Raw genomic sequence first — 25,944 nt, 5'->3', positions numbered from 1 at the left:
TTTGTTTGTTATAGGTAGCCTTGGAGTATCAATTATGCAGGTTTCTCAGATATATGGCATCAGTCAACAATCTTTTGATGAATTATTTGGTGCTCCAGAAAACATCTCTCCCAAGGCTTTCACGGAGTTAAAAGAATCAGCGAAGAGCGGGAATGTGAATAGCATCGACTTGTTGCAAAATATGGCTTTGAGAAATGACTATATGGGCTTCGCGGCAGAACAAGCTCTTTATGATGTTTATACTGGAGAAGCATATTTATCTTGTGATGAAGCGATCGACAATGAGTATATTGCCAAAGAAGTACATGATTCGATCCGTGACGATATTCAATCGTCGAGTCTCAAAATGTTTGAGTTAATGGAGTCCCCTGAGTTTAAACAGAACAATGAAAATAATCGATTGCCTAAGTCAGTGCTTTATATGGCGAGCAAAGAAGTTTCTAGCGGCAGTGAAACTCATCAACAAATTAATGAGACATTGACTGAGTCATTAGGTCTGCAGTCTCAAAATGTTTATGAGCAGGTAGGCAAAGATGACTTTAGCTGCAATGGCCGCTTTGTTACTCATGATGAGCTCGATGAAAGAACAAAAGATATGTCGTCAATTTTCGATAATATATCAATAAATTCCCCTATTTCTCTCATCGATCCTCAAACAAAAAGCAACCAGTTGGCCGATATACTATTTGAAAAGAGTCAGACGCAAGGGAACCAATTTTTGGACAAGCCAGAAGTTTTTCCGATTAATGTGGGCAATCATTGGATTTTGTGTGTTGCATCTAAAGATGAAAATGGAGAAATAGAGTTAACGGCCTTTGATTCGAAGCCTTCTTCTAATCGCTTAGCCATGGCAGAGCTTAAAGAGCGCTTGCAAGATGTGTCCGACAGTATAGGAGGACAGAAAGGAATTATCTATATAGAGAAAGACTTGCAAAGCCATGTACCTAATGGATGTGGGTTATTTGTTTCTGCGGCAATAGACGAATTGGGAGTGCATTATGATGAAGAAAAATCGCCTTCAGACGTGCTAAAAAGTATGGTCGATGATTTTCAAACCTACTCAAAAGAAGAGATGGAAACATTCAACAGAGAACAAAGAGAAGAATTGCTTAAGGGTATCTTTTTTAGTGATAATGAGCAGTTCTAGATTTTAATAAACTCTATTATTGTAAGTAGTACGTTCGTATGACTTATAAGCATGAGTCATGGTTTGATGTCGAGAGTTGTTATAGTGTTTTTTTACGAATGAATTTACTCTCGTTCTTAGTAGTAAATAAATTATTTGATTTTTAAAATCTCCATTTGAAATTTTCCAATCGTTTCTCTTCTTCGTTGATCGTCGTAAAAAATATAAGGACTAATTTGAGGTTTGATAGCCATTATATATAGGGAGGTTATTAAAATATGCCGCTACTGCGCTAATGTCATTCTGCTTAACATCAGTGTGCATTAAACATCAGATATAAATAAGAAATGGAGATGGCAGCTGTGATTTACGTGTGTTCTTTCTGTAATTCAAGCTTGTACTCTGTTGTTAATATCAGACAACACTATTACAAACCAGACAATTTTTAACATTATCAGACCAATAAATTGTGTTGTGTTGATTGTCTCTACACACTATGAGATAGTCCTGCCAAATTTGTCTCAAATAGTCAGCGAAGACAGATAAATAATAATAGAAGTTGTAGGTTTATTTTTGGGGAGGATATATGCGTGGTCTAGTGATTGGACTTTTATTTACTTTTTTATCGACGTCGATCTGGGCAGGGACTTGGTCTGAAAAGCAATACGTCAAACGTACTTTTACTGAAGATTCTGATCTGATTATTGTTTATACAGATGGCGCAAAAGAATATGCTTCTGGATGTCACAAGTCATCTTGGTCTATCAAGTTAGCCAATGACCAACGAAGAGGCAGAGCTTATAGCACGGTGATGACAGCATTGGTATCAGGGAAACCCATTGCTTTTTGGGTGAACACGGATCGATGTGGTGTATGGAATTATCACGAGGCAACGGCTATTCAAATTTATAGCGAGTAGTTCGAGTTGTTATTTTTTAATCAATTTAGATAGCTTATTTTTCTTCCGATGCGTTGGCCTTCCAGGTCACTATTTTGAGCATTGTGAATTATTAAATCGAATTATTTAATGTCTTTTAATATTAGGGATTACTAATGGAAAAAATAATAGGCGTGTTGCTCCTATTCTGTTCTGTTTCGTTATGGGCAGGAGAAGGACATGGCAAGATTAATGGTGTTATTCCTTATGCGAAATCAGGCGGGGAGAAACTTTTCTTTGTTTCTGTTGAAGATACTCAAGGTTCTTTGAGTTGTAATACCACTCGTCGATTTGTGATCTCAAGTACTAATCATGTATTTGATACAACGGTGAGTGCACTGCTGGCTGCTTATCATTCGGGTACTCATGTTCGCATTATTGGTGCTGACAGTTGCAATGCCTGGAGTAACTCAGAAGATATTCGATATGTGTGTTTTGGCGATGTTCCTTGCTAAAGGCATCAAAACACTAATTATTACAGCGTTTAAAAATTGTCTCTTTATTAAATAATAAAAATTATTTTTGGGGAAGTGATGAATAAATTACTTAAAACTGTAGGAGCTGTGTTGGCGGTTTCTAAGTTGTCGATGGCGTATGCTGCTGTTGATGGCTTCGATGAGCCGGCCCTGCTCTTTACCGATCTCACTGTTAGCCCTGCTACTTGTACATTGCCACAAGGCTCAAGTAGCAGTACATGTAATATAACCTTTACCTGGGAGTCTGAAATCTTACGTGCGGGCACGGTCAATAATAAGCCTTGCTTAAAAGTGAATGGCTCTATTATTAGCGGTACCTGTAAAACGTTTGGGACTCGTGTGGTTGCTTTGCCAGAAGGGCAACACAAAGCGATTATGACCAATCAAGCGGCTTTTCAAGAGAAAACCGTTGTTGTTCAGCGAGAAGCCTATACACCCCCATTTAGTTGGACTACATCAAGTCATAAGGAAATTGTTGGCGATTTCGATGGTGACGGTGATTCGGATATTCTGGTTCAACCATTAGTTAAAACCAGCCAGGTTGGTTTGTTCCCTAAAAGTCAAAATGATCATTTTGACTCTCGCATTCATAAAGCATGGACGAATGCCCATCCACAGATATCGGCCATTACAGATTGGTCGAATAAACAATACGGTGCTTATGCCGCTAATTTGAAGTCTTCTCCTGGTGATGAAGTTCTATTAGCTGGTCGCAAAACAATTGTATTGATCAGTGGTGATGTCATCACTCCCGTTACGCTATTCCCGAAGGTAAAAAACGCAATCGTTTCTTGGGATGCTAATCGTAACGCAAGTTACACCGAGTTTAGCTTTAAAGAAGACATTAATAAATTTAATGTTCTTTTTGGTGACTTCGATGGCGATGGTTTAGCTGAGATTTTCTTGCAGGCTAAATCGGAGCGTGGAACCAGTTATGTATTAAATAGCGATGGAAGCATCTCGCAGACGATTGGTTACAACTACCAAAATACTGACTGGTCAAGTGCAACCTATCGTTTAGAAGTTCGTGATGTTAATGGCGATGGTCGTGACGATATTGTCATGGTTAGCCTGCGCAACGGTACCGTAAATAATACGGCTTATTTTGGTACTAATGGTCGAATTGTTAGTTTAGAAACGTCTATTTCGCATATTGCAGAGAATGCCAATACGCTGTCTAGTAGTACTGGGCCACAAATTGGTAACTATCAAGAAGATAGCCTAAATGTAGGTGCGATACCTGCATCATCAATGGTATCTCCTGATGGCTCTTTTAACTATACAATGCCGATTATGACTACTGGTGCGATTGGTGAAACAGCCCCTAGTTTAAGTTTTAGCTATAACTCTTATGCTGGCGCTGGCCCTATGGGCGAGGGTTGGAGTGTTTCCGGTTTTTCTCTTGTATCAAGATGTCCTACGACGGTAGAAGCTCCTGAGCAAGCATCTGGCAGCATTCAGTTTAATGCGGATGACAAGTTATGTTTGGATGGTCAACGTTTAATCCGACAGACTAATCTATCGGGAACGAAATATAAGACAGAAACTGATAACTTTAGTTTAATCTCTGCTTTTGGTGGATCGACGGATAATCCTGATTACTTTGAAGTAACTTATACCGATGGCAGTTCGGCTATCTATGGAAAGTTGACTTCGAAAATAGTTGCTCCCAATAGCGGAAAAACTTACGCATGGGCGCTGCAAAAGTACCGTGATGTTCATGGTAACTTTATCGAGTATAAGTATATTCAAACGAGTAATGATTTAGAGTTTCATCTTAGTGAAGTTCTTTATACGGCAAACGAGCATGTGATGAACAGTGCAAAGAGCCGTATCGTCTTTAATTATTCCGATGGTGCTCCTCGTCCGCACAAAGCTTATCTCGCTGGTGAGCCGATTTCAGTAAGCAAAAGGTTGGATAGTGTCGATTCTTATTCTGATGGTTATCTACTACGTAGCTACACCATGGAGTATGACTCAACTCATAACTTATTAGATGCTATTGAAGTGTGCAATAGTTCGCAGTGTCTTCCTAAGACTCGATTTGACTGGATTGAAGGCACTATTAATCCCGATGATTATTTTGCTCAAACGAGAACCGGCGAAGCATTTTCTGATAACCGTAACAAAGGTTTCCGTGTCGCAGATGTGAATGGCGATGGTATGCAAGATATGATTGCTATTCGTAATCATCGTAACGATCCAGACGACCACATGATGGTATTTGTGTACGACCCAAGTATTGATAACTTACGTTACACGGACCGTATGAGCCAGTTCGCTGATAAAGCCTTCCGAGGAAGTTGGCAGTTTATTGATGTTAATAACGATGCTAAGCAAGATATCATCTTTGAAGACGGTGGCTATTGGCGTTACGTATTGAGCATCGGAAACGAATATAACCCAACGATTTATTCGCTGAGAGATATCAATGGTGCTCTCATTCCTGCTACAGGTCATAAATATACTCGAGTTGCAGATTTCAACTCGGATGGCTTGCCTGATATATTGACAGTAGATAACAATAAGTTTGTTATTCGTCCTATGGTACATACCACTCAAAGTGGCCAAACTTTGGTTCGTTTTGGCAATCCGATAGACGTAACGTATGACCTTAGTCGTTTACAACAGAATAATAGTGATGAGTCCAATGCCAGCTACTCTTTTGCTGTCGAAACTCGAGAGATGTCCGACAATTTGAGACTAGCAGATTATAATGGTGATGGTGTTACCGATTTACTTGTTAAAGTGACAGAAAGACGAGTTGTACATACTTGGGATGATAACTGCGATTTTGGTGATGGTGAAATCCCTAAAATGCAGCAAAAAAATTCAGCGAAGAGCTATAAACTTCAACTAGAGCCCATTCAAACTAATGGTTTCTGCAACTCTTATGTTTCAACTCGGACAGATTGGCGTGTTATTACACATGAAGGCAATGGTCTCTTTAAAGAATTTGATGTTATCGGTTCTGCTTCCTATATCAAAGAGCTCAATCCTATTGACCTTAATGTCGATGGTTATCCTGAGCTAGTTTACTTTAATAGTAGCGCATCACGTTGGTATAAGCTGGATAACAATGGCAAAGAGTTTGTTAACTTAAGTGTCATTAGTCAGCTAGACTCCGACGAAGAAGAAGTTCGTTTTGCCGATATCAATATGGATGGCTACACAGACCTGTTGTATGTAGAGTTGCGTTGTCGATACTATCAGACGGGATGTACGATAACGAATCTTCAACAGTCCTGGTTTGTTAAATACTATGATGGGACTGGTTTCTCTACAGCGACAGAGTTGGATATGTCTACTTCTGATGCATCGGTGTCGGCTTTTCACGATGTTAATGGTGACGGTGTTTCAGATTACTTCTCGTTTGATGGTGATTGGAAATATCAGGCTCGCCACAACAGAAGCTTAAAGAAAATTATCAAAGTGACTGATGGCTTGGGCATGGAAACCACCGTGAGTTATCGTCCATTGACTGATACTAGCGTATATACCAAAGGTAATTCATCAAACTTGGATTACAGCAATTGGGGCCGAGGCAGTGTTGTAAATGACTTAATGGTGCCTATGTATGTTGTTGCGACATTTAACCAAAGAGATGAACACATTGCTTATAAGTATAAGAATGGTCGCTTCCAGGTTGGTCGAGGTCCGTTAGGCTTTGGAACTATTGAAGTTGAGCATGTTAATACGGGCACTAAGGTAATTTCTGAGTATCGACAAGATCATCCATATACTGGGGCTCTTAAATCGCAAAAGACGCAATTAGTAACCTATAGCACAACACCAACCTTCAACTTCAATTGTAAGTTTGATGACTATGTTGAAGACTGTGATGATTTTATGTCTTCTACAACAGTTACTGAAACCTACACGCTATCAGATAAGACGGTGAACTATGCTGAGAAGCAGACGGGAACTGATGTTTCTTATATTTATCCCTACAAATCTGAAACCATTCATTATGATTTCCCTACTCGTGTGGAAACTCATCGAGAAGTTGATGAAGTTATTCAAATAGATAACTTTAACAATGTTACTCGTTCACGAAAAACTGTTGTCGATAAATCTCAGGATGTGGATGTTAGTTTTGTTACTAATTCTGTGTTTAATTATGACGACTACTCAATTCATTATGGTGGAAGATTAAAAAGCCAAGGGGTGACATCGTCACAAAGCAACTTAGCGGGTAATCTTGTTCGCTCAATGTCTTTCGAATATGACTCGTTGGGACGTTTAAATAAGACATATAAAGAAAAAGGTCGCCCTGAGTTTGAGATATTAACCGAAGTTGTATCGCGAGATAGCTTTGGTAATATCACCCACACTAGAGTTTCTGGCCTAGATATTGAGACTCAAAACACCAAGATGACCTATGATTCAACAGGACGATATGTTCAGTACAGCTTTAATGCTCTTAATCATGGTTCTGAGAATGTATATAGCAGCAAAGCAAAAGCGTTTGGCTATGTTGATGCTGCTATCGATGCCAAAGGTAGTCAGGTTCAGTGGGTATATTCTGACTTAGGTAGAAAGAAGTCAGAAACCAAATCGAACAATACGCAGGTTTTCATTTCTCAACGGTGGTGTTCTGGAGTACATGCCAACGCAGGTTATCAAGCAACGGATTGTCCATCGCAGGCAACTTACGTGGAGATTACAGAAGAGACGGGTAAACCTACGAAGAAAGAGTATTTTGATAAAAATGCTCGTTCAGTTCGAACATCAGTACTTGGTTTTGATGGCGAGTGGGTGCATGCAGATACGCTTTATCATTCATTAGGAATGATTGAGAAAAAATCTCAGCCGTATCGTAGTGGTGAAGTAATGTACTACACAGAGTATTACTACGATGAGCTGAACCGCCTTAAGAAGACTATTCGTCCGGATGGTAGTGAATGGAAAACTGAGTACGACAAATTTAGCTCCATCACTATTAATCCTAATGGATTACGTCATACAGAGACCAAGAATGCGATTGAGCAGCTTATAAAAGTTAACGATACGCATGCTGGTGAAGGGAAAAACTTAAGTTCTGAGTATAAATATGACTTATCTGGAAACCTGATTGAGCTAGACGGTCCGTTAGCAGGTGATCAAGATAAAGTTGTATTAGGCTATGACTCCAAAGGATACTTTAAGACCAGTATGAATGATCCTAGCAAAGGTTCATGGAGTTATAGAAATGATCCTCTTGGTAGAGTGGTATGGCAGCGCAACTCTGAGGGACAAGAAAGTACATCTGAATATGATGTACTAGGCAGAATCTCTCGACAGGTACGCTACTTTGGTAAAGAAGGACAGAGCGCTAAAGAGGCAGATACTGAATACTTCTATGACAATGCGTTCAAAGGAAGCAGTTCTATTCGCATGTCTGGAGAGAAAGAGAAAGTCATCGACCACGTGAGTGGTATGGAAAAGGTTTTTGTATATGATGACTTTGGTAGAGTAGAGGAAACAGTCACATCCATTGATGGTCGAGTATTTAGTGAGCAGGTTGTTTTCGATTCCATTGGCCGTACTCAAGATATAATTGACGCATCCGGTGGTAAAACTCGTTATTTCTATAATGAACATGGCTATCGTTATGCTTCCGCTGATATGAATTCGAAAAATGTTCATTGGCAGGCGCTTTCTAGTGATCGATATGGAAAGATTACGGAAACTCGACTGCACAATAACACGATGATTCAAACTTCTACCTATGATCCTAAAACCGGCTTAGTTCGCACTGCTCAGAGTGGTCGAACCGGAGGTACCGGACAAGAGTTTCAGGATGAAGACTATTATTGGGATGTGTTAGGTAATCTAGAGTGGCGTAAAGACTTTAGTGTATCTGGTGTTCGTCGAGAAGAGACATTCGATTACGATGCTATCAATCGTTTGACTTCTGCAACGGCGGCAGGATTTACTCCTCAGTCTGTGCGTTACGATGATAGCGGAAACATCACTTATAAATCTGATGTTGGTTATTATTGTTATACGGGAAGTGGCCCTCATGCAGTGACTCGAATTCAATCCTCTGCATGTTCTGGCGGCGAAAGTGCAGATTACCAGTACGATCAAAAAGGTAATATGCTCCAAGGACGTGGCCGGACGTTAACTTATACAACTTATGATAAGCCAAAGACGATTGCGACTTCAGGTTATAACGTTGAATTCTTCTATGGACTTGATTTATCAAGATACAAAAGAACTGAAACGAAAAGTGGTGTCACTACGACAACTCTTTATATTGGAAATACTGAGTTTGTTACCGAAAGTAACAAGTCTGGAGAAGCTATTCGTAGAAATATTGATGGTGTTGCCAGTGAGCTGACTTCTCAATCTGGTGTTAAGACTACTCAGTACTTATTTAAAGATCACTTGGGATCTTTAGTGTTTGTTGCGACATCCAGTGGAGCAGAGGTTCAGCGTAGTAGCTATGATCCTTGGGGTAAACGTCGACCTACGAATTGGTCTGCGGGAAGCAACTCCTTTACGTCTATCGCATCTCTTAACTCATTAGAACATTATAACCGCGGTTATACTGGTCAAGAGCATGTGGATGATGCTGGATTGATTCACATGAATGGACGTATCTATGACCCTATTCTCGGACGTTTCTTAAGTGCCGACCCTTACGTTCAGGCTGCATCTAATCAACAGAACTTGAATCGTTATTCTTACGTTCTTAACAATCCAATGAACGCGACAGATCCAAGTGGTTATTGGGTTCAGATTGTTGTTGCTATTATTGCCAAAATTGCTAGCTACTATGCTTACACGACTTTGGTTACCGTCTTGTACACATTGAATACCATATACAGCTATTATCAAACGATGAAAGCCATTGTTGGTGTTATTCAAGCGATTCAGGCATGGAGCCGTGGAGCCGGTGGAGGTATATTTGGCGATATGGCTAAAGGTTTTGCAAAATCTTATGTCCGAGGATTAGGGGAAAGTTTTGTCGCTGGTGCGATTTGTAATCAAGAATGTGCCAACCCTGGAACTAATTATACTGACATGGGGCGAGATCTTGATGATGCTCAAGCTTCTAGTTGTGTTTATCTAGATTCGTGTACTGGAACTGATAATCTAAGAAGGTTAACAGATAAAGATGGTAAGTTTATCAATCCACAAGATATTCAAACTTACAATCTGGGCAAATTGAAGAATATGACTTTTGTCGATTCCGATACTGGATTCCAAAGTGCTTTGTTTATCGACAAGAATACTGGAGAGTTTGTATTGGCTTATGCTGGTACCAATGATTTGACAGATGTCTGGGTTGATATTAAGCAGGCCTTTGGTCTTGAAACTAAACATTATAATCAGGGTATTGCGCTGGCTAAAAAGGTTAATTCTGTTACAGGCGGTAATGTTAGATTTACTGGCCACTCACTAGGTGGAGGATTAGCAAGTGCTGCTGCTGTTGTTACAGGCAGAAGAGCGGTGACCTTTAATGCTGCAGGTGTTCATCAGAATACTGTTGGTAAAGGTTATGATATGAGTAAAGCAAGTGTTCGCGCATATTATAATGGAACCGACCTTCTGAGTGTTTTCCAGGACAATAGCTTTTTTGCTCCCGGTGCATTAGGTGAACGAATTGCCTTACCTGCTTATAATGTTCACATGATGTCAGGTATTTGTAAGTCGTTTAAGTTTAAGTGCTATGAATAAGATAACTAAAACAACTTTAGCTTTATCTCTTATGTTTGTTAGCTCTCTTGGATTTCCAAGAGGGTTAATCTACGAAAGTGTAGATGCTCTCTTTTCTAACGATAAGAGAGCTGCTGCTTACGCTGTTGAAAAAGGGGATATCGAACAATTAGCTAAGGTAATAGAAAAGTTCGATATTGCCGAGTTAACAGGTAAGGGAGGTATTGATTTACTTTTCTTGGCATTAAGAAAAGATCGATATGATACTTTTGACTATTTGCTATCAAAAGGTGCCAATATTCATCATCAATGGGCATCAGGAAAGACGACTATGTATTGGTTAATAACTGCCAATGATAAGAAGTTTTTGAAGATAGCTAAAAAACATAAGGTGAACTTTGATATCGATGATAATGGCGGCCTCGTGCCACCCATTATCACCGCTATCGAAATGAGAGCAGAACATTCTATTCACTTTTTGCTTGATCTAGGTGTCAGGTTGAATGCCAAAGATGAATCTGGAGCCACACCATTGCTTTCTGCAGCTCTTATGGATAATTATGTGATCGCTTGGAGTATTTACAAAGCGGGAGGATGTTTGTGTACAAAAGACAGATCTGGAACCGACATATATCGTCTTACTAACTTAACTCTTTCTAATCCTGCTTTTAGGCGAGATAGTGAAGAATATCGATATTTAACTATGTTGAACGATGCTTATAAAGAGCAATGCTCTAAATAGGTATCGGTTTAACTAAGGACAAATTTATCAGGTAATAGATTATGAATAAATTTATTTTAATAGGACTAATGGCTCTGTCCATTAACGCTTTTGCATCCATAAAAAATACATCAGCTGGAAAAATAACAAAGATGTATTCCTATGATGACTTTGGAGCGGTTGCAGGAAAAGAAGGTTCTGATGTGGCCGTTTTCTTTCCTACTGGATTGACTGAATGCCCTCAAGGTGTTTGGTTGACCCCTAATGCACCAGGTTATAAAACCTTGACTTCCTTTTTATTAACGGCGTTTACAACCGATTTGAGTGTTCGCTTTCAAGTTTATACCAATCGTATATGGCCGGATTCAAGTGGTAATAAACTCTGCCAAATTGATGCGATTCGTTTTGACAAATAGTTAAAGGATTAGAACAATGACTTATACAAAAATAATAATGGCTTCTGTTGCTTTGCTTATAAGTAGCGTTGCCAGCGCAAACTCATTGTGGTGTAACGGCACGGTTTTTAATAGTTATGTCAGTTCGTCAGGTGATTTGATTATTCGCGGCAGCTGGAGAAACGACTACACTCGTTTGTGTAACTTGCAGGGAAGTGTTCACGGTATTGATGCAGTGACTTGCTCTATGTGGTCGTCGTACATTGCAGCTTCAATGACGAACGCAAAAAAGGTAATTGTTTATTATGGTAATGCGAATGGTGCTGAGTGTAATAGCTTACCAACGTATGCTGCCACACCTGCACCAGGTTATGTGATGTTAACGGCTGAAAATGGTTAGTCAATTATTAAAGCTGTAGAATATAGCAACGCAAAAAAAAAGCTCCGATTAACGGAGCTTTTTTTATGACTTAAGAAATGTTAATTAAAACAAATCTTCATCAACATCCATCAAGTTATCTGCGCCACTTTTGATACTGGCTGCATGAGTTTTCACTCGAGGCAGTATGCGCTCAAAATAAAACTTAGTTGTTGCCAGCTTGCTTTTCTGCTGCTTGCTACCTGCTTCTAATGTATTGAGTGCGGTATTAGCAAGCTGTAGCCAAATATAACCCAGATAAATATAACCCGAGTACATCAGGTAATCGAAAGCGGCTGCACCGACTTCTTCTTTATCTTTTTTCGCTGAACGAGCAATGTTAAAGGTCATAAAGAACCACTTTTTAACCAGAAGCTTAAGCTCTTTTGCGTAAGGTTTCAGCTCTTTGTGTTTTGCGGCTTCTTTGGTGAAGTCTTTGATCTGTGCCTGGATAACTCTTAATGTTTCCAAACGATCCAGCAGAACTTTTCGTCCCAGAAGATCCAGTGACTGGATACCGTTGGTGCCTTCATAAAGCTGAGTGATACGCGCATCACGAACAAACTGCTCCATACCCCACTCAGAAATAAATCCATGACCACCAAAGATTTGCACACCGTGATTAGTTGCTTCAAAACCTAACTCGGTACAGAAAGCTTTACAGATGGGGGTTAAGAAGCTGAGTTCTTTATGAGCAATAACACGTTCTTCGGTATCTTTGGCTGTACGCTCTTTATCGACCAATGTGGCTGTGTAGTAAAGCAAAGCACGACAACCTTCAGAGTAGGCTTTTTGTGACAGCAGCATACGACGAACATCAGGATGCACAATAATTGGATCGGCAGCTTTCTCTGGGTTCTTAGGACCACTCAACGAGCGCATCTGTAAGCGATCTTTCGCATAAGCCAGTGCAATTTGATAAGAAGACTCTGCTAGGGCCTGACCTTGTTGACCAGTACCTAAACGTGCAGCGTTCATCATGGTGAACATGTAGTTCAACCCTTTGTTTGGCTCACCTACCAAAAAGCCTTTTGCGCTATCAAAGTTCATGACAGCAGTAGAAGAGCCTTTGATCCCCATTTTGTGTTCAATAGAACCACACACAACGGTGTTTCGGTCGGCAATTTGCCCGTTACCATCCAAATTAAATTTGGGCACTACGAAGAGTGAAATACCTTTGGTGCCTTCTGGCGCATCAGGAAGTCGGGCCAGTGTCAGGTGAATAATATTATCAGCTAAGTCATGCTCACCAGCAGAGATAAAAATCTTGGTTCCTGTGATGTTGTAGCTGCCGTCGTCTTGTGGATCTGCTTTTGTGCGAAGAATACCTAAATCAGAACCACAGTGAGGCTCGGTAAGACACATAGTTCCTGTCCACTCACCGCTAATCAGCTGGGTCATATAGGTTTGTTTTTGCTCTTCAGTACCGTGGGCAGAAAGCGCTTCGATAACACCTTGGCTTAAGCCTGGGTACATTCCCCATGCCATATTAGAAGAGGTGACCATTTCGGATAACGCAACAGCTAAAGAATAAGGAAGGCCTTGCCCACCGTACTCAGTTTCGCCAGCAAACGAGGGCCAGCCGTTGGCTTTGTATTGCTCGTAGGCGTCTTTAAATCCTTTGGGCGTAGTCACTTCGCCATCATTAAATGTACAGCCTTCTTCATCACCCGTTTGATTAAGTGGGGCGAGTACTTCGCTGCTGAACTTTGAGCCTTCTTCGAGAATGGCATCGACTAATTCTTGATCTGCGGCTTCTTCTAAGCCACTGGCTTTGTAGTGATCGGTGATTTTTAACCAGTTATGCAGTACGAAACGAATGTCTTCTAAGGGTGCTTTATATTCAGCCATGGTCCTGACTCCTGCTAGGGTTTTATAAAACCTTAACTGGTCAGACCATTGGCGTCAAGCAAATCGAATGCAATCTAATAACGCGGTTGTGACGGGCTTATTTCTTTTTATTTTGTTCTTTCAGGGTTTTCTCTATTTTGCTGATTCTGGCTTCAATACGTTGGCTAGCATAAGGGTCATCGGAGTAGCGGTTGAGTGCGATTTCGAACTGCGCTAAGGCTCCTTTTAGGTCGCCTGTCAGGTACAAATATTGCCCTCTAGATTCATGCACTTCGTCTGTGAATCCCGCCATCTCTTGGGTTCTGGCCAATAAGTTAAGCATGCTTGGCTCGGCATTATTTGAATAGGCATGTTCCAGCAGCAGGCTACGTGCTGCAATGGGTTGATTATTAAGATTGAGTGCCTTTGAGTAGGTAATAATCAGGGGATAGCTAGAAGGCGTGTTTTTTAACTCAGCTTCTAACATGGGAATCGCTTTGGTAGGTTGTTGCGCCGCAATGTAACTTTCTGCCAATGAAACCAGATAGATTAGATTCCGAGGTGATGAATCGTGCAACTGCTTTAAGACTTTGATTGCGGTTGTATGATCACTGTTCAATTGAGCCTGCAAACCAAAAAAGTAAAGCTGCTCCTCTTTCGTAAAGCTCTTTTCTTGATAGCGTTTTGTGTTCTTTCGGTAAAGCTCGCTGTTTTTCTCATCTTCAGACAGTCTTAATCGTGCTTTGATAAGTTCAAATGCCAAAGTCGAAGACAACTTCCCATTAGGCAAAGCTCGTGCACGAGCTCGAGCGTCAGAGATTCGGGTCTGGTTGACGGGGTGAGTCATCAAGTATTCGGGAGGCTTGCGCAGGTAACGCGTGTTCAGTTGCATCTTTTCGAAGAACCCGGCCATAGCTGCTGTATCGAAGCCTGCTGCGCTTAAGGTCTGAATACCAATACGATCCGCTTCTTTTTCGTTAGAGCGGGTGTGATTAATAATGGCTTGCTGCACACCTGCTTGCGTTGTAGCCATGAGCCCAATACCTGCGCGAGCATTTTGAGTCGCCACAATAATTGAACCTAAGGTGGCTGCTAAGGCAGGAAGCGACAGCTGCTGAGCTTTTTCTAATCGACGGGCTAGGTGACGCTGCGTCACGTGGGCGATTTCGTGGCCTAATACCGCTGCCAGCTCGCTTTCTGTATCAGCTTCTGTGATTAAGCCTGTGTGTGTGCCAATGTAGCCACCCGGCATAGCAAAAGCATTTAAAGTGTCGTTTTGTACAACGAAGAAATAAAACTGGCGGTCATGGGCATCTGGGTTATTTTCGACCAGCTTAAAGCCCAAGTGCTTGATATAGTCGATGACTAAAGGATCTTGAACCAGAGGCAGGTAGCGTCGAATTTGACGCATATATTCATCACCTACGATTTGTTCCTGTAATTCTGACAATACCCGTGAGCTACTGCTGCCCATTTTGGGAAGTTCAGCATCTGCGGCAACAACAAATGTAGAAAAGCAACTAATCAGTGCAAGAATAAACTGTTTCAATCTTATATCACCATAATGCGATTTAATGTGGCTGGCAGGTCAGTATGACGATACTGGGTGTTTTTTAAACTGCTGCGGATGAGAGTGCTTTAGCCATCGTTTTAACAACCTGAACCGTAAATACTAAAGACTAACCGACTCTGACCGACTTAATTTACAAAAGTTCCTGTTCTGGGCTCTTGATTCACTGTGACGTCTCGCTCAAAATGACTATACCCCAAATTATAGTGAATGTAATGATATTGATATCATTATAAAATCTTATGCAACGACGAATCGACTTTAGTAATCTTAGGTGTCCGCTGGTTTTGGTGAAGGCGAAGCTTGAGCTAAAGCAAAGCCAACCAGGTGAAGAGTTGATTTTTCGTGTGACGGATGCCTCATTTTTTGACGACTTAGCCAAGCTGAAGCATAAGTATCATTGTGAGCTAACTCGTGAGGTTTATTCCAGTCATGAAGATATTAAAGTTGTTATGCTATAGCACAACTAGCGCCGACACTTACATTTCCAATGTTTGAATTATAAGCAAAACAAGATTACAGGACATTATGGCTAAACTATTTATGCGCTGGTTCCGACGCAATTTTTCGGACCCGCAAGCTGTTATTTTGATGGTGATACTGCTCGGTGGATTTTTAACCGTATACACTCTCAGCGAAATTTTAGCACCAGTATTTGTGGCCATTGTTCTGGCCTATCTACTTGAATGGGTGGTTGATGCCCTCGAACGCAAAAATGTAAAACGTTATTACAGTGTGGTACTGGTCTTTAGTGGATTTTGTGGCGTCTTTTTATTGCTCACTTTCGGTGTTATTCCCCTTATTTGGCAACAGCTAGAAAATCTTGTTGCCGAAGTACCAAATATGACTGAGAAAGCTCAAGCTGCTTTACAGTCACTATCACAAAAGTATCCCGGCGTTTTATCTGAAGAGCGTCTTTCAGAACTTTACACCAATATTGCAAAAAAAGTGGGTGATCAAGGAGAGTTAGTGGTAAAGGCCTCTGTCACTTCTTTAGTTAACATTGCCGCAATACTGGTCTATTTAATTCTTGTACCTCTCTTGATTTTCTTTTTTATGAAAGACAAGCGAGTCATTATTGACTGGGGGCTGCGTTGGTTACCTCGTGAACGTCAGTTAGCAAATAAAGTTTGGGATGAAGTGAATTTGCAAATTGGTAATTACATACGCGGCAAGGTTATGGAGATCTTTATTGTCGGCGCTGCCAGTTTTGCGGTGTTTTCATTTATGGGACTTAATTATGCGTTGCTACTTGGCGTATTGGTTGGGTTTTCTGTATTGATTCCTTACATTGGCGCTGCGGTAGTGACTATTCCCGTAGCCATCATTGCTTACTTCCAATGGGGATTTGAGTCTCAGTTTGTTTATTTAATGATTGCTTACTTTATTATTCAAGCACTTGATGGAAACGTCTTAGTTCCTATTTTATTTTCTGAAGCCGTTAACCTTCACCCGGTCGCTATTATTATTGCGGTACTTTTCTTCGGCGGTATCTGGGGCTTCTGGGGTGTCTTTTTTGCTATTCCACTGGCGACTCTGGTTAAAGCCGTTATTAATGGCTGGGATGATGTTAAAAAGGGCAGTGATGAGGATGAAGGGGAACCATGCCAGTAGGTTGTTTGAAGCTAGCTGCATGAATGCAGCTAGCTCGTGAATCTTCAATCTGATTCTGCTCTCATCCGGGTTGTTGCCTGACAATTCTGAGCCAAGAAAGAAAACCAAACAGAAACACAAAGTCAGAGCGAATTTTCCTTGGCACCGACAAGATCAAAAAATCCCAGCAAAATTAAGAGACATGCTTTTCACACAAAATCCCTTCTGAACAAATGCCGAGCGCAGCGGACTAGGGCGCTTTGCCCCTATTTTGTGATACAAAATGGGATCTAATGAGCTATTTACCGCTCTTGGTAAAGTATGCTCGTCAGGGGCGAAATATTTACTTTTAAAAGAGTTAAGGAAGTAACAGGTGATAATTTTAAGCTGACTAATCATTCAATTCGGCAAAATGAAAAAAGAAGCTTAAATGAAAAAGAATAGAACTAAAAACCACCACTCCTGATTATCAGAAATGATGGCCAAACACCTTATAACTCATCCGAAGCAAAATGCGCCAACCGCGAACGCTCACCCCGCTGCAACGTAATATGCCCACTGTACTTCCAGTCCTTAAACCTATCCACCACATAGGTAATCCCTGAGCTGGTATCTGTTAGGTAAGGCGTATCAATTTGAGCTACGTTACCCAAACAAATCATCTTAGTGCCGGGGCCAGCCCGAGTGATCAAAGTCTTCATTTGTTTGGGGGTTAGATTCTGAGCTTCGTCAATAATCACAAATTTATTTAAAAACGTACGGCCTCGCATAAACGACAGCGAACGCACTTTAAGCCAACGACTTAAAATATCCTGAGTCGCTTGTTGCCCCCATTCGTTATCACTTTGACTGGGTGCGAGCACTTCCAGGTTATCCATAAGCGCGCCCATCCACGGAGTCATTTTCTCTTCTTCTGTACCGGGTAAAAAGCCAATGTCTTCACCAACCGGTACAGTTACTCGAGTGACCAATACTTCTTTGTAAATTTTTTGTTCAATGGTTTGTTCTAGCGCCGCCGCTAGTGCCAATAAAGTTTTACCGGTTCCTGCGGGGCCGAGCAAAGATACAAAGTCAACTTCTGGGTCCATCAAAAGATTCAGCGCATAACTTTGTTCTCGATTACGGGCAGTGATTCCCCAGACATTATGGTTATCGGTGCGGTAGTCTTGTGCCAGTTCGATGATCGCTTCGTCGTTGTCGGTTTCGCGAACGGTAGCTTCAAAGTTATCTTCACCTTCTGAGTAAAGAAACATATTGGGATACCATTGCTTAACCAGTGGCCCTTTAACTTTGTAAAAGGTGCGGCCTTCTTCCAACCACGAATTCATTTCGCGACTGTGGGTTTCCCAAAAGTCTTCAGGCAAGCTGGCAGAACCCACAAACAATCGTTCTATTTCATCGAGCACATTGTCGTTAAAATAGTCTTCGGTATGTACACCAATGATCTTGGCTTTAATACGTAAGTTGATGTCTTTGGAAACCAGCGTTACCTGACGATCATGATGACGCTCTTTTAGTTTTAGCGCGATGTTTAAAATAGTGTTGTCGGCTTTCACTCCCGGAAGATTAGCGGGTAAGCTATCTGCGTGCTCTTTTGTTTGAAAAAAGATACGGCCTTCTCGAGTTTTTTCATCATTGACATAAGGAGAGCCTTCTAATGAAATACCCTGACTAATTTCAGTAGAATTTGCGCCGTTCATAAGTTCATCAAGGTATCGACTCACTTGACGCACATTACGAGCAACTTCGGATACGCCTTTTTTGGCGGCATCGAGTTCTTCTAAAACAACCATGGGAAGGTAAATATCATGTTCTGCGAAACGAAAGAGGGAAGTGGGGTCGTGCATTAATACGTTAGTGTCTAATACAAAGAGTCTTTTGCCTTCAACTTTTAATCGCGCCATATTGTAAAGTGTCCTCAAAGTGACTGAATGACTATGAGTTTAATTCTTGAACTGCCGCTAAAACCTCATCAACGTGACCTTTTACTCGTACTTTGCGCCACTCCTGACGGAGTTTACCTTTATCGTCGATAAGGAAAGTACTGCGTTCAATACCCATATATTCTTTGCCGTAAAGCTTCTTCAGTTTAATAACATCGTAGGCCCGGCACATGACTTCATCTTCGTCAGAAAGTAAATCAAAAGGAAACGATTGCTTTTCTTTAAAGCGCTCGTGAGATTTTATGGATTCTCGCGACACACCAAGAATGGCACAGTTTTCAGCCTCAAATTCTGCCATCAGATCACGAAAGTTCTGCCCTTCGGTTGTGCAACCGGGGGTGGCGTCTTTGGGATAAAAATAAATAACGAGATGTTGACCTTTGAAATCTTTTAGAGCGAGGGTTTGGTCGCCAGTGGCGGGAAGTTTAAAGTTGGGTGCTTTCTTTCCAACTTCTGGAAGGTTGGACAATCGAATAACTCCTTAGTTGAACATCCATGTTTTGAATCTACGACAAAGATTTGGCTCTTGCAACTGCAATTACAAGATTTTTTATCTTTGTTGCTCTAAGGAATTATGCTGTTTGAAGTGGTTCGATGTTTGCATCAAGATTACGCTTGGTACAAAGCTCTTCGAAGTCACGTTTTATTTTGGCTAAAGAAGCATCAACTGAGATGCTAACGGTCATTTTTATCTCGCCCATCAGTGTGCCAGTGTGAGGTGCGTGGTAAGTATGACAATTCATTTCTTCAATGTTGATTTTTTTCTCTGCAAAGAACTCAGTGATCTCGCTGGTTACTCCTTTATCTTCTAGCGTGATAATACGCACGCGATAAGGAGCGGCGCGTTCTTCTGTTGGAGACTCGTCTGTACGTTTGAACATGGTAATCAAGTTCAAACTCTGAGCTTTAGCAGGGAGCTGATGTTCTAATTTGGCCAAGGCGTTCCATTCTCCACCCACTTCCATAATGACGGCAAACTCGTTCCCCATGACGGTCATGCGGCTTTCCAGTATGGTGGCGCCCAAATCAGAAATCAGACGAGTAATTTTGTTTGCCATGCCCGGTTGATTCGGAGCAATGGCTGATATGACTAAACGTGACGACATAATTTATTCTTATAGTTTACAGAGACAGGCTAGTATCATTGCTTTTTGAGTTTTTGCAAGCAGATACTGAACTTTCGTCTCGTTTTTTTATCGTTTTGGTTAGGTTTTATACCATGCTTTGGATATTTAGCGGCATCCTTAATAAGGGATAGGCTAGCTGTATTTTCTTACTATATAAAGTACGTTTGATACGTGCTTTTGCTCTAGTCCTCTAACTTAGGGGGATTAAAGATTCATTAGATCGCCTTTCTATAAACAAAACTTGTTAATCCTGCGCCTCGCCAGTAACATAGCGCCTTCGATAATTTTAGGAACTCAGCTATGTTAAAGGGCAGCATCGTCGCTTTGGTGACTCCTTTTGCTGAAAATGGGGCGGTTGACCGACCCGCACTGCAAGCTTTGGTTGATTGGCATCTCGAAGCCGGCACTGAAGCTCTGGTTATCGGGGGAACGACGGGTGAGTCGTCTTCGTTATCCAGTGATGAATTATTATCCATTATCGAGCTGACTTTAGAACGGGTTCAGGGCAAGATTCCTGTGATTGTTGGCAATGGGGCTATCTCTACGGCCAAAAGCATTGAAATAACCCAACAGCTGAACCATTTACCCATCAATGGTTTTCTCTGCGTAACCCCTTATTATGTGAAACCTTCGCAAGCAGGCCTTATTGCCCACTTTCATCAGGTGGCAGAGGCAGCTCAACATCCACTGTACCTATATAATGTACCTGGACGAACCTGCTGTGATCTTATCAATGACAGCGTATTTCAGCTGGCTGAGCACGAGAATATCGTGGGTATTAAAGATGCGACAGGTGATATTGGTCGAGCAAAGGAACTAATTGAGCGTGTTGATGGTCAATTCTGTTTGTTAAGTGGTGATGATGCGACCTCGTTTGAGTTTATGCAGATGGGCGGACATGGCGTTATTTCTGTAACCTCCAACGTGGTGCCTGAGTTAATGAGCCAACGCTGTCGGTTAATCATTGAAAATCGCACCGAAGAAGCTCGCGAGATTGAGCAACAAATAGCCTCCCTGCACCAATTGTTATTCGCCGAAGCGAATCCTATTCCTGCAAAATGGGCATTGAGCTATCTGGGTAAACTAAAAAATAATTTGCGCTTGCCGTTGACTCCTCTTGTTGAGCAACGAGATGCATTGCAGGCGGCTTTGGACTCTCTGTAGTTCGGTATTAATTAGGAGAAAGATTGAATGAAGTATTGCTTGGCTGTTAGTTCTTTTGCGGCCCTGTTTTTGAGTGGCTGTAGTTGGTTGCACGGTGACAGTAGTGATGGCCAGGGATTTGATCGGGATTACCGAAATGCCAAAGAAGAAAAGCCCCTAAACGTACCCTCAGATTACGATACATCCACTTTGCGGGATGAGCTAAAGTTGCCACCAAAAGCGAACTTGGAAGGTCAGGTTGGAGATCAGCTAGATCGACGTCCTCCGCAACAGATTTTGGCCGTGGCAAAAGGTATGCGAGCTAACCGAGAGTCTGCCCACCCGGCGATTTTCTGGGAAGGTAGCCTTGAGAAAGCACAGCAAAACTTGCAAGAGTTTTTTGCTAAAAGCGACATTCAATACCAATCTGCATCACCAAATGTAGTGCGTACCGAATGGGTGGTTCAATCTAACGAGACCTGGTGGCGTTCACTGTTTGGCTCTGAGCTGCCAAAAATGATTCGCAGCAAGTTCGATATCGAAATTTCACCGGGCGTACGTAAAGGTGAAACTCAAATCGCTGTTAATCAAACTCTGTTCGAAACTATGAGCTTTGATGAAGACGTTTGGTTGAGAAAGCCAAGCAATGTTCGTGTTGCGACCCAGTTTCTGAACCGTTTTATCGCCCATATAGACCATGTTGAGCGTAAAGAAAACGCTAGCCGACTGCGTAAGTTGAATAAAGGCTTTGTGGTTACATTGGGTACCGATGCCGATGGTAACGCAGCCCTAGTTGCTGACACTCAATGGCGTACGGCCTGGTTAAAGAGTCCGGCGGTATTGGCTCCGTTTGGCTTTAAGATGAATGACCAGGACAATTCTCGTAGCACGTATTTCTTCGAGTTTGAACCTAATGAACCTGGCTTCTTTGCTTCGCTGGTGGGTGCCGACGAAGCCGTTGTTTTAGATCTTAAAGAAGGGGTTTATCAATTAGTCGTTATGGGCAAAGACGGTGGACCCGTTACCATGACGATTATTGACGATGACGGTAACCCGTTAACCGATACCAAGTTGGCTCAGCTGTTCCCTCACCTTGCTGAGGCCTTTGGACGTACTCAGAAGATATTCAAGGAATAATCACCCAAAGTGCGTTGTTGTTCTATTGGCTCTGGCAGCAAAGGGAATGGAACCCTGATTGCTGCTGGAGATACCATTCTATTGGTCGATTGTGGTTTTAGCGTTAAAGAAACGGTTGCCAGATTAGCGCAAAAAAACCTTGAGCCTGACGACTTATCTGCCATTCTTATAACTCATGAGCATGGTGATCATGCGCGAGGAGTTACGGCTTTTTCTCGAAAATTCGGTATACCTGTTTGGTTAACTCGAGGCAGCCGACTCCATTCTAGTTGTGAGAAACTTGAATCTTATCAATGGCTTGAGCCTGGGCAATCAGTCTCTATCGGCGACATTGAAGTGCTACCTTACACAGTGCCGCATGATGCCAGAGAGCCAGTGCAGTTTGTGTTTCAGTCATCTGAAGGTAAAAGCATCGGCTTGCTGACCGATACTGGGCACATTACACCTCATATCATTGAAGTGTTACAGAGCTGTCAGCTATTACTGCTAGAGTTTAATCATGACTTGGCGATGTTACAAAAGAGCAGTTATCCAGCTTCGTTAAAACGGCGTATTTCGGGACCCTTTGGTCATTTAAACAACGATCAAGCGGCTTCGTTATTACGACAACCTCTGTCACAACTGTCTTATTTAGTCGCCATGCATTTGAGTGAAGAAAATAACTGCCCAGAGCGGGTTGGTGACATCATTCAGCAGAACTTAAACGGGCGCGATATTGAGTACTTTGTAGCTAAGCAATCCGGTGGATTTGGTTGGATTACATTGGCTGACGAGTGATGTTGTACTGGTTTAAGTCATTAAACCATTGTTAACGCAGACTGTGAGCTTCTATCATGGAAAAAGTCAGTGAGTTGGTAACGGGCAAAGCTAAATCCGTGTTTTCTACCGAGCAAAATGATCGACTGGTTTTGTTGTTTCGTGACGATACAAGTGCTTTTGATGGTGCTAAAACTGAGCAGCTCGCGCGTAAAGGAAAAGTAAATAACGCGTTTAATGGCTACATCATGCAGAAGCTTGAAGCCGCAGGCATTCCTACCCACTTTGAACATATCTTAAATGACAACGAATCCATTGTTAAAAAACTGGATATGATCCCTGTCGAATGCGTTGTCAGAAACATTGCCGCTGGCAGTATTTGTAAGCGCCTTGGGGTTCAAGAAGGTCTTGAGCTTAACCCATCAACCTTTGAGTTTTTCTATAAAAGCGATGAGCTTCATGATCCTATGATCAACGAGTATCACATTCGTTCTTTCGGCTGGGCTAGTGATGACGAAATGGCCAAGATGAAAGAACTGACCTTCAAGGTGAACGATGTATTAAAACTGCTTTTCTCAGAGGCAGGAATGTTGTTGGTGGACTACAAATTAGAGTTTGGTCGTTATGAAGGAAATGTTGTTTTAGGCGATGAATTTACCCCAGATGGTTGCCGATTGTGGGACAAAGAATCGTTGAAAAAATTGGATAAAGATCGCTTTAGACAAGGACTCGGAGATGTAGTTGAGTGTTATGAAGAGGTCGCGCGGCGAATTGGGTTAGAGGTGTAGTTTTTTCGAGTTGTTTTGCTACTCTAAACGAAAGTTCTTACTTGCTTTCTGCTGCAGGTTTCGCCTCTGCCAGGCGAGTCCCTTTTGTAAGCCCACAAAAGGGACGAAAAAGGGCTATGTTCCAAAGATGAGGCCTTCGGCACCACTCCGTAAAGCCTTAGCCCTTCGACTGATCGTCTTATACGCACATCCTTGTGCGGATAAGACTCTTGCTGCGTCCGTGCAGCAAGCCAGTGCGGTCTAAGTCTTTACTCCGCTCTCATCCAGTCACAAAGGAGTCGTCTGACAATTTTGAGCTAAGAAAGAGAACGAGACAAAAAACAAAGTCAGTTCGAATCTTCCTTGGCACAGACAAGACCAAAAAATCCCTTTAGAATTAACAGACATACTCAACCTACAAAATCCCTGCTGAACAAATGCCAGCGCAGCGACCAAGGGCTCTTTGATTCCTTTACAGCTCTTGGTAAAGGAATTCGCCGTCTGGCGAAACCCAATATTTCAAAAGAGTAGGGGAGTTAAGAAAGTATTTTGAATCAAGCAAATACTTTAAGCGAAGAAATTCGCTATCTGGCGAAACCCGACATACTAAAAGAGTAGAGAAGTAACAGAAGATCTTTTGAACTAATAATAATCACCAAACAACAGACATAAAAAAACTCTCCGAAGAGAGTTTTTTTAGCAACTAAGAAACATTAAAGCTGAAACACAATCGGAACGTCAAACTCAAACTGCGGCTCTTCAAGCTCTTCTGGCACCCTTGGGAATGGTGCTGATTTACGAATCATCTTGATGACTGCTTTATCCAGCTCACGAGAACCTGTGCGCTCCAGCAACATCACTTCGATCAATTCGCCTGAACGGTCAATAATAACGTGAGCAGTACCTTCGCCTTGCTCGCCATTACGTAATGCTTTGACTGGATAGGTTTGATTTTTACGAACTTCGCTAATGAGTTCTCTAACAAAACTACCACGAATCAAGTCGGCATCAATGTAATCATCTTCAAATTCTGGCTCAGGCAGCTGAATTTTAGGACGAACCGTAGGCTTGATAACTGGCTTTTTAACCACCGCAACCTGTGTTTTTTCTGGTGTTTTCTTGGGTGGGTCTTTCTTCACCACTTTTTTCACTGGAGGCTTAGGCGTTGGTTTTGGCGTTGTCTTTTTGGGAGTCGCTGCTGGCTTTTTAGCGGGTTGAGTTTTGGCGGCAACGGTTTCTACTGGCGCTTCAACAACTTCTGGTTCAGGCAGCTTGATGCGTCCTTTGATAGGTGCCAAAGCAACAAACTTGGTTTTTAGATTTTTACTGGTTGATTGCGATGATTCGCCCAGTATCCCTTCCTTAAACGCTTTGGTTGGTGGCACGCTACCAACCCAGGCATTCATCAGAAGAGAGAAAAAGTCAGGGTTTTGAATCGTATCGAAGAGAACATCATTGATGTAAACCAAGGTTCCTTTGCCTGGAACAAAATCCAGATTTATTTCGTCACCACGAATAAAATTCTCTTTGAATAAATTAGAGAAGGTCACAATTTCTTTGGTCAATGGACGCCAAACTTCACGAGGGTTGTTCATGGCGATGCGTTCTTTCCAGTGACGGCCAATTTTTCGATTGGAGTAGTTGTCGATAACAAATCGTAGTGACATTCGTTTGGCTGTGGAGTTTTCTTTGATGACGTTAAGAGAATTAACGCCAGGAGGGACGAACAATGCGCCAATGTAGACATCGTTACGCAGTTCTTTCGCTAGCCCAATACCTTTTAACTGGACTTGGCTACCATCCTCTAAAGTGGCGGTTTCCATTCCGTAGCAGGTTAAGCTGATAAGGCTGAGCACTAAAATACTGCTCAAACGCGAAAACAACTGGCGTAGATTCATATAACTCTCCACTTACACAATACATCGGTTAAAGTGAGTATGTTTCACTAATCAGTTATCTGAGATTCAATGCTATCCTATCGAGCTTGCAATATTTTAAGCTCTTTAGTTAACGTGAAGCACAGATTGTAATCAAAAGCGCGATACGATTTTAATATTATACAACTGCTTTTTAAATTCAATAGGTACAACTCATATTACAACGGCTGGCAGAGAGTCGTTTGATTACGCTGCAACACCCTGAAAGTCTGATGAGTAGGGCGATAGCACCATAACATTACGTGGTTCTTCGCTTAGCATGGAATTTAAGCAAAAACTGCCGAGCAGTACCCAAATTCATAATCGTTTGTAATATCATCCACCATATAACCAAAAAGTTGTTGTTTTTACAAGATATTTTATCAAAATAATTGCTAGTTAATAATCTTAAAGAAGGCACTTTTTTGGTGGGAATTGGTTG

Annotated in this window: 19 protein-coding genes; 13 read left to right on the top strand and 6 right to left on the bottom strand. The window is 41.7% G+C overall.

The window, feature by feature from the left end:
• Positions 1-34 precede the first annotated feature (34 nt).
• The 7 genes from NH399_RS01750 (at position 35) to NH399_RS01720 (ending at position 11,702) form a co-directional block, all read left to right on the top strand.
• Positions 35-1,147 (top strand): ElaD/SseL family deubiquitinase, encoded by a 1,113-nt coding sequence (locus NH399_RS01750; protein WP_253036690.1) that lies wholly within the window; start codon positions 35-37, stop codon positions 1,145-1,147.
• 565 nt (positions 1,148-1,712) lie between these two features.
• On the top strand, positions 1,713-2,045 hold the full coding sequence (locus NH399_RS01745) for a hypothetical protein (RefSeq protein ID WP_253036689.1): 333 nt from the start codon (positions 1,713-1,715) through the stop codon (positions 2,043-2,045).
• 134 nt (positions 2,046-2,179) lie between these two features.
• Positions 2,180-2,518: a hypothetical protein gene (locus tag NH399_RS01740; protein ID WP_253036688.1), complete on the top strand. Its 339-nt coding sequence runs from the start codon at positions 2,180-2,182 to the stop codon at positions 2,516-2,518.
• Positions 2,519-2,596: 78 nt separating this feature from the next.
• Positions 2,597-10,207: an FG-GAP-like repeat-containing protein gene (locus NH399_RS01735; protein ID WP_253036687.1), complete on the top strand. Its 7,611-nt coding sequence runs from the start codon at positions 2,597-2,599 to the stop codon at positions 10,205-10,207.
• Positions 10,200-10,928 (top strand): ankyrin repeat domain-containing protein, encoded by a 729-nt coding sequence (locus NH399_RS01730; protein ID WP_253036686.1) that lies wholly within the window; start codon positions 10,200-10,202, stop codon positions 10,926-10,928. The genes NH399_RS01735 and NH399_RS01730 overlap by 8 nt, the downstream gene beginning before the upstream one ends.
• Positions 10,929-10,969: 41 nt before the next feature.
• Entirely contained in the window at positions 10,970-11,323 is a 354-nt protein-coding gene (locus NH399_RS01725; protein WP_253036685.1) for a hypothetical protein, read from the top strand.
• Positions 11,324-11,339: 16 nt separating this feature from the next.
• Positions 11,340-11,702, top strand: coding sequence for a hypothetical protein (locus tag NH399_RS01720; RefSeq protein ID WP_253036684.1), 363 nt, complete (start codon positions 11,340-11,342; stop codon positions 11,700-11,702).
• A gap of 84 nt (positions 11,703-11,786) precedes the next feature.
• Here the strand turns inward: NH399_RS01720 and NH399_RS01715 are convergent, their stop codons facing one another.
• Positions 11,787-13,571 carry an acyl-CoA dehydrogenase C-terminal domain-containing protein gene (locus NH399_RS01715; protein WP_253036683.1) on the bottom strand — a complete coding sequence of 595 codons (1,785 nt, stop codon included), beginning with the start codon at positions 13,569-13,571 and terminating at the stop codon, positions 11,787-11,789.
• A 97-nt stretch (positions 13,572-13,668) separates the two neighbouring features.
• Positions 13,669-15,099, bottom strand: a complete 1,431-nt coding sequence (locus NH399_RS01710; protein ID WP_253036682.1) for a M48 family metalloprotease — start codon at positions 15,097-15,099, stop codon at positions 13,669-13,671.
• A gap of 263 nt (positions 15,100-15,362) precedes the next feature.
• On the opposite strand from NH399_RS01710, the gene NH399_RS01705 reads away from it, so the two are divergent.
• Complete coding sequence (locus tag NH399_RS01705) at positions 15,363-15,581, top strand: sulfurtransferase TusA family protein (protein WP_253036681.1); 219 nt, start codon at positions 15,363-15,365, stop codon at positions 15,579-15,581.
• A 67-nt stretch (positions 15,582-15,648) separates the two neighbouring features.
• Entirely contained in the window at positions 15,649-16,734 is a 1,086-nt protein-coding gene (locus NH399_RS01700) for an AI-2E family transporter (protein WP_253036680.1), read from the top strand.
• A 470-nt stretch (positions 16,735-17,204) separates the two neighbouring features.
• Here the strand turns inward: NH399_RS01700 and NH399_RS01695 are convergent, their stop codons facing one another.
• From NH399_RS01695 to NH399_RS01685, 3 genes are all read right to left on the bottom strand, one after another.
• Positions 17,205-18,617, bottom strand: coding sequence for a PhoH family protein (locus NH399_RS01695; protein WP_253036679.1), 1,413 nt, complete (start codon positions 18,615-18,617; stop codon positions 17,205-17,207).
• Between the two features lie 31 nt (positions 18,618-18,648).
• A complete protein-coding gene (gene bcp, locus NH399_RS01690; protein ID WP_253036678.1) occupies positions 18,649-19,125 on the bottom strand; it encodes a thioredoxin-dependent thiol peroxidase in 477 nt (158 codons plus the stop codon).
• A gap of 103 nt (positions 19,126-19,228) precedes the next feature.
• Positions 19,229-19,762: a glycine cleavage system protein R gene (locus NH399_RS01685; RefSeq protein WP_253036677.1), complete on the bottom strand. Its 534-nt coding sequence runs from the start codon at positions 19,760-19,762 to the stop codon at positions 19,229-19,231.
• A gap of 321 nt (positions 19,763-20,083) precedes the next feature.
• On the opposite strand from NH399_RS01685, the gene dapA reads away from it, so the two are divergent.
• Genes dapA through purC form a run of 4 tightly spaced genes read left to right on the top strand, consistent with a single transcriptional unit; the run spans position 20,084 to position 23,607 of the window.
• Positions 20,084-20,947, top strand: a complete 864-nt coding sequence (gene dapA, locus NH399_RS01680) for a 4-hydroxy-tetrahydrodipicolinate synthase (RefSeq protein ID WP_253036676.1) — start codon at positions 20,084-20,086, stop codon at positions 20,945-20,947.
• A 27-nt stretch (positions 20,948-20,974) separates the two neighbouring features.
• A complete protein-coding gene (bamC, locus tag NH399_RS01675; protein WP_253036675.1) occupies positions 20,975-22,063 on the top strand; it encodes an outer membrane protein assembly factor BamC in 1,089 nt (362 codons plus the stop codon).
• A 9-nt stretch (positions 22,064-22,072) separates the two neighbouring features.
• Positions 22,073-22,840 carry an MBL fold metallo-hydrolase gene (locus tag NH399_RS01670; protein ID WP_253036674.1) on the top strand — a complete coding sequence of 256 codons (768 nt, stop codon included), beginning with the start codon at positions 22,073-22,075 and terminating at the stop codon, positions 22,838-22,840.
• A gap of 56 nt (positions 22,841-22,896) precedes the next feature.
• Positions 22,897-23,607, top strand: coding sequence for a phosphoribosylaminoimidazolesuccinocarboxamide synthase (gene purC / locus NH399_RS01665; RefSeq protein ID WP_253036673.1), 711 nt, complete (start codon positions 22,897-22,899; stop codon positions 23,605-23,607).
• 692 nt (positions 23,608-24,299) lie between these two features.
• Here purC and NH399_RS01660 read toward each other — a convergent pair.
• The gene (locus tag NH399_RS01660) at positions 24,300-25,484 is read right to left on the bottom strand and encodes a TonB family protein (RefSeq protein ID WP_253036672.1); all 1,185 of its coding nucleotides are present in this window, start codon (positions 25,482-25,484) and stop codon (positions 24,300-24,302) included.
• Positions 25,485-25,944 lie beyond the last annotated feature (460 nt).

Origin of the sequence: Pleionea sp. CnH1-48, assembly GCF_024124665.1 — a bacterium.
Classification (GTDB): Bacteria; Pseudomonadota; Gammaproteobacteria; order Enterobacterales; family Kangiellaceae; genus JAMXSB01.
The sequence above is the reverse complement of the archived record's forward strand: the minus strand, read 5'-3'. Positions and strand labels throughout refer to the sequence as shown.

Coding starts and splice junctions, on each gene's coding strand:
- NH399_RS01750 (WP_253036690.1), top strand. CDS start 35: ATGCAGGTTTCTCAGATATATGGCATCAGTCAACAATCTTTTGATGAA.
- NH399_RS01745 (WP_253036689.1), top strand. CDS start 1,713: ATGCGTGGTCTAGTGATTGGACTTTTATTTACTTTTTTATCGACGTCG.
- NH399_RS01740 (WP_253036688.1), top strand. CDS start 2,180: ATGGAAAAAATAATAGGCGTGTTGCTCCTATTCTGTTCTGTTTCGTTA.
- NH399_RS01735 (WP_253036687.1), top strand. CDS start 2,597: ATGAATAAATTACTTAAAACTGTAGGAGCTGTGTTGGCGGTTTCTAAG.
- NH399_RS01730 (WP_253036686.1), top strand. CDS start 10,200: ATGAATAAGATAACTAAAACAACTTTAGCTTTATCTCTTATGTTTGTT.
- NH399_RS01725 (WP_253036685.1), top strand. CDS start 10,970: ATGAATAAATTTATTTTAATAGGACTAATGGCTCTGTCCATTAACGCT.
- NH399_RS01720 (WP_253036684.1), top strand. CDS start 11,340: ATGACTTATACAAAAATAATAATGGCTTCTGTTGCTTTGCTTATAAGT.
- NH399_RS01715 (WP_253036683.1), bottom strand. CDS start 13,571: ATGGCTGAATATAAAGCACCCTTAGAAGACATTCGTTTCGTACTGCAT.
- NH399_RS01705 (WP_253036681.1), top strand. CDS start 15,363: ATGCAACGACGAATCGACTTTAGTAATCTTAGGTGTCCGCTGGTTTTG.
- NH399_RS01700 (WP_253036680.1), top strand. CDS start 15,649: ATGGCTAAACTATTTATGCGCTGGTTCCGACGCAATTTTTCGGACCCG.
- NH399_RS01695 (WP_253036679.1), bottom strand. CDS start 18,617: ATGGCGCGATTAAAAGTTGAAGGCAAAAGACTCTTTGTATTAGACACT.
- NH399_RS01685 (WP_253036677.1), bottom strand. CDS start 19,762: ATGTCGTCACGTTTAGTCATATCAGCCATTGCTCCGAATCAACCGGGC.
- dapA (WP_253036676.1), top strand. CDS start 20,084: ATGTTAAAGGGCAGCATCGTCGCTTTGGTGACTCCTTTTGCTGAAAAT.
- bamC (WP_253036675.1), top strand. CDS start 20,975: ATGAAGTATTGCTTGGCTGTTAGTTCTTTTGCGGCCCTGTTTTTGAGT.
- purC (WP_253036673.1), top strand. CDS start 22,897: ATGGAAAAAGTCAGTGAGTTGGTAACGGGCAAAGCTAAATCCGTGTTT.
- NH399_RS01660 (WP_253036672.1), bottom strand. CDS start 25,484: ATGAATCTACGCCAGTTGTTTTCGCGTTTGAGCAGTATTTTAGTGCTC.